The organism is Paenibacillus sp. Marseille-Q4541, assembly GCF_018310695.1.
GTDB lineage: Bacteria > Bacillota > Bacilli > Paenibacillales > Paenibacillaceae > Paenibacillus.
The window spans coordinates 1-3,887 of record NZ_JAGXCY010000073.1; the positions used below are offsets into that span (position 1 = coordinate 1).

General features: G+C 31.4%; 6 protein-coding genes. 2 read left to right on the forward strand and 4 right to left on the reverse strand.

Annotated features, from left to right (window positions below; genetic code table 11):
- Window positions 1-50: 50 nt before the first annotated feature.
- Window positions 51-842 (reverse strand): homing endonuclease associated repeat-containing protein, encoded by a 792-nt coding sequence (locus KFT32_RS27005; protein ID WP_211750442.1) that lies wholly within the window; start codon window positions 840-842, stop codon window positions 51-53.
- 490 nt (window positions 843-1,332) lie between these two features.
- Complete coding sequence (locus KFT32_RS27010; protein ID WP_211750443.1) at window positions 1,333-1,542, reverse strand: hypothetical protein; 210 nt, start codon at window positions 1,540-1,542, stop codon at window positions 1,333-1,335.
- 205 nt (window positions 1,543-1,747) lie between these two features.
- Here KFT32_RS27010 and KFT32_RS27015 point away from each other — a divergent pair, with 205 nt between their 5' ends.
- Window positions 1,748-1,957, forward strand: coding sequence for a helix-turn-helix domain-containing protein (locus KFT32_RS27015; RefSeq protein ID WP_211750444.1), 210 nt, complete (start codon window positions 1,748-1,750; stop codon window positions 1,955-1,957).
- 68 nt (window positions 1,958-2,025) lie between these two features.
- Here the strand turns inward: KFT32_RS27015 and KFT32_RS27020 are convergent, their stop codons facing one another.
- A complete protein-coding gene (locus tag KFT32_RS27020) occupies window positions 2,026-2,403 on the reverse strand; it encodes a type II toxin-antitoxin system PemK/MazF family toxin (protein ID WP_211750445.1) in 378 nt (125 codons plus the stop codon).
- Between the two features lie 305 nt (window positions 2,404-2,708).
- Here KFT32_RS27020 and KFT32_RS27025 point away from each other — a divergent pair, with 305 nt between their 5' ends.
- The gene (locus tag KFT32_RS27025; protein ID WP_211750446.1) at window positions 2,709-3,239 is read left to right on the forward strand and encodes a hypothetical protein; all 531 of its coding nucleotides are present in this window, start codon (window positions 2,709-2,711) and stop codon (window positions 3,237-3,239) included.
- 134 nt (window positions 3,240-3,373) lie between these two features.
- On the opposite strand, the gene KFT32_RS27030 is transcribed toward KFT32_RS27025, so the two are convergent.
- A partial coding sequence (locus tag KFT32_RS27030; protein ID WP_211750447.1) for a hypothetical protein occupies window positions 3,374-3,887 on the reverse strand: 514 nt, incomplete at its 5' end.

Below are 3,887 nucleotides of genomic sequence, written 5' to 3' on the forward strand. Positions count from 1 at the left end.
ATTATAAAGTGTTGGTCAAAGATAGACAATTTATACAAAGTATCCAGCTATCAATAATTAAGTTTATCTACTATATGTCTCAAGCTTCTCTGTGAATTGCCAACATAAATCAAATTTTGTGTAATTTCTTTAAGTTCGTAGATATTCATCTTATCTAATTTCTTAACAAGTTCTGCCCTTAGTTTCTTGTAGCAGAATTCACAATAAGTTTCCTCTTCATCACTTGGAGAAAACTGATTATAACAACTATTCTCGATGCAAATTTTATCTCTTACTAAGCTGCTTTTAGTATAAGGTCTATAACCTGCTTTTCTTAAAGCATCACCCCATGATAAATTGCGGTGCTCTAATGCTCCAACAGTTGGAGTCAAATTTAAAGAATGATATTCTTTCTTAGTTGGGATATAACCCAACTCCTTAAGAGTTTCCTTGAGTGCAGCAATACTTTCGTCATCAGTAAGTAAGTGAGTGGATAGTTTAACATTTGATTCTCGCGCTAATTGATCGAAAGAACCGTAGTGAGTATTAATATATTTAGCACTTGGAGTTAGTTTAGCTTTTTCATACAAAGTATAGTTGACGAAACCATGCTCAAGGGCTAATAATTTTATGTTGCTAATGGCTTTGATTTTATTTTTCTCTTTTTCATATTGTACTTTGTTTGGCACTTTTGCCTGTTCAAGTAAATCATTAAAACTTTCTAATTTATAATTCTTTTTTAATCTATCCCAACTAACCATATCCTCATATCGATTTGCATCATACAAAGTAGTTGTTAAGTATCCGCCAGACTGTTTTGACACTTTTCTTATATTTTCAATTAGTTCTGTAGGTATTTTCATTTCATTACACACCAACTTTTAATTTGAATGCTATTATATTCTGTTTTTTGTCAGGCTTTTCCTTTAGTCCTTTGAATATGCTTATATGCCTTTTCTAATTCATAATTAGATAGCATATGAACAGTCGAAATATATTCTCGTTGCTCAGAAAACTTATTATGTACTTTGAAATCTGCTACTAATGTTGGATTCAGTCCAAATAATTCATCGTCGAGATTAGTTATAAATTGTCTTCCTTCTAAATAGCATTTAATCCAATTTTCAACTTGTTCCTCATCGAGTGAAACACTTCCTTTAACTCCGCTGCTCAGGGTATAAGTCATAATATTAAGATTGCTAATATTTACTCCACCTTTTAATTACTAATGCAATTCGACATAATTCGCCCTCAGCTAGGTTCAATCACATTTTATCATTTAAGTAAATAAAAAAACATACCAGATTGAAAATTTATCCCAGTAGTTCAATTAATCGAAATAAAAAATAGAGATCATTCTGCATTATTATTTTTGCAGTGATCTCTATAAACTTTTACTATCTTATTATTTTCCATATCGTAAATTCTGTATCCTTTACTTAGGAAATTATTTAGTTCGTGATACTTTTCCGATGATAATGTAGTGTTTTTCCATACTTTTAAATGTTTATCTTTATCCTCATCAATTAGCTTTTGTAACACATACCTTTTAACATTACTCATATCGTTTTACCTCATCTTAGGAAAATATAACTGTAAAATAGATATTTTTGATGATAGAATAAATGGCAAATACACCTACGTTTGATGGGCGCAGGGTGTATTTGCCGTAGGAGTGACACGAAAATCGTATCACATGTACATATTATATGGATATCTTGATTTAGTGTCAACCCTTCTTAGTAGCTAAAATGGAGGAACAACAATAATGTCGTTACGGGTTGATATTGGTTTACAACAGATCTTAGATGACCAGGGATTATCACAACGTGAGTTATCAAGAAGAACTGGAGTTAGATTAGCAACAATTCAAAGCATGTGTAATAACGAGGTTAAGCAATTAACATTAACCAACTTAGCTAAAATTTGCGAAGAACTCGAATTAGACATCCAAGATATACTTAAACTGAGAAGATAGACCGAAAGACTCCAGGCAAATGCTCTGGAGCTTTTCTTCTATGTAGAACTCTCTTGTATTATTATTTTCTATACATCAAAGCCACTTTCAGCCAATGTTGCTTTTCTAATTAAAGGTAGAATGTAATCAGGTAGTTCTGCAACTTTATACATCAATCTGCTCTTATCAATGGATTTTTTTTGTTCAAATAAAAGGGTGCTGTCCTCATTTAAACCAAATTCTATTGCGTTTAATTTTACATGTGTAGGTAACGTTTTTTTAGGTTTTGTAGTTACTGGCACTACAGATACTACTGGTGAATAATAATTCCCCTTATCATTACTTGTAACCACTACTGGTCTTATCCCACCTTGTTCACTACCTTTTCCTTTGCCTAGATCTGCTATCCAAACTTGAAGTCGTTTAATTTCTCTATTATGTACTTTACTTTCTAATACTGCCGCCATGATTATCCCCTCACTTACTACATTATTTTTATTTTATTAACCATTAAATTATATTTCATATCAGGCTTATCCTATTACAATCTAATTTATTTCTATGTACTACTTTATTGAGTACTTTTGTTTTCTTTTACCATTATATCCTCTACACCTCTTATTATACGTAAAAATAATGTATTTGCAATAAGAACATTCGTTTGTTGTCAAGACTTTTTAACCGCGCGTCAAAATATAGCATGTACAACCGCATAACCTATTGACAAATGGGATATATATGATAATAGAACACAATATTGGAGGATTGAAATATGAGTAGAAGCGACAATTGGAAACCACATGAAGACAAATTGCTTATCGAAACAGTGCTGAACTATATGAGGAATGGTAAGTCACAGTTAAGGGCCTTTAACGACGTAGGAGAGTCTCTAAATCGTTCAGCTGCAGGAGTTGGTTTTAGGTGGAATGGAGAGCTTAGAAAGCACTATAGCGCTCAAATACAAGAAGCTAAAAGGATTAAGAATATACTAAAAAGCAGCCCCACTGTGAACTCAACTGACCATAAAGCTTCAGTAGATGATATTTCACCTAACAAGATCAATGAGATAGTTGATTATCTAAATGAACTATATTCTTACGATCTAAGTACACTAAAAAGTATAAATGAAACTAAAGAGTCTATTCACTTAATTGAGGATAGGATTGAAGATCTAAGGACTCAAATTAGTGAATCCAATAACTCCACCGAAATCGATAATGAAGACATTAAAGCACTAACACTATTGTTTAAAAAAGCAAATGAAATCATAACTCAAAAAGAAAACAAAAAACCAGCCATTTAATGGGCTGGTTCTATTTGTATGTTCTTATGAAATTTACATTTGATTATGATTGTTATGTATAATGTGCCTACATAGTGAGACAAACTAAGCTTTGCTTTTGATAATTCATCAATCTAACTTATCAGCACTTGTTTTCAATCTTTAAAAGGTCGAGCAATGCACCTTAACACATCGCCTTTACGTTCTCTTTTCTTGCCTATAGTAGCTATAAAAGAAGTAAATAAATAAACAAGCTTCTGAAACAGATTGGCTCGTTTGACCTCCATGTTTAACTTTAATTTCTTTCCCATTTCAATCAATCTGGTTTCTTCATAATGATCTGTGTAAAAAAGGATAGCTATTTTAGTTCTCTTAGACAATCTTCTGACTTTGGCAACTTCTAACGCAAAGTCACTCCAGTCAGAGGTTCTATTAAGATGAAATTCAATTACTTTAAACCATTTATTATAGATAATTCCTCCTCCATATTTCCTTGATTTAAACTTAATTATTAATGGGAATATGCAACTTAAAACAATAAGTAAGCCTATAGTAATAATAAAGCCAATTAAATTTAATATTACTACAAACAAAATAATGATAGGCATTAAAATCATCAGTGCTAAATATTGTAGCTCAGTTAATTGTAATTTCATATTTTCATCCTTT